The organism is Microbacterium sp. MMO-35 (assembly GCF_037147555.1).
Lineage (GTDB): Bacteria > Actinomycetota > Actinomycetes > Actinomycetales > Microbacteriaceae > Microbacterium.
The window spans coordinates 1-436 of sequence record NZ_JBBCVH010000037.1 but is presented as its reverse complement, the minus strand read 5'-3'; the positions used below and the strand labels follow the sequence as shown (position 1 = coordinate 436).

The window sequence follows — 436 nt, the reverse complement described above, 5'->3', positions numbered from 1 at the left end:
GTAGTTCCTCTGCATCCCGATAGTGCGGTAAGCGTCTGATGGACCGGAAACGACTGGTGTCCATCCGCGTTCCGCCTGCGCGAGCGCCACGAACCGGTCATGCTTCGCCGCGGTCCCGGGCATCATCAGGCAGATGTCCTTGCCCGCGCACGGTCGGGCCACCAGTAGCCCGAGTGGGACTTCACCGTTCGGATACATGAGAGCGTCCTTTCGGGAGGAACGACGAAGCCCCGCCACAGGGGCGGGGCTTCGTCTGGAGGGTGTGGTGGTCGGCTACATGCCGTAGTGGTCGCGGTCGGCCTGCGAGAGCCCACCGACAGGGACGGGCCAGTCCGTGCGGGCGTCGGTCACCCCGGTCGCGGGGGATCCGTCTGCCTTCACGTGGCCGGCGTAGGAGCCGGTCGTGCGGTTCAGGACGGTCGCCGGGTCGAGGTGC

Annotated in this window: 1 protein-coding gene; it reads right to left on the bottom strand. The window is 68.1% G+C overall.

What is annotated here, in order from left to right; all coding sequences use genetic code 11:
• On the bottom strand, positions 1–198 hold a 198-nt coding region (locus WFJ01_RS19060; protein ID WP_336630054.1), incomplete at its 3' end, for a hypothetical protein.
• Between the last annotated feature and the right edge of the window lie 238 nt (positions 199–436).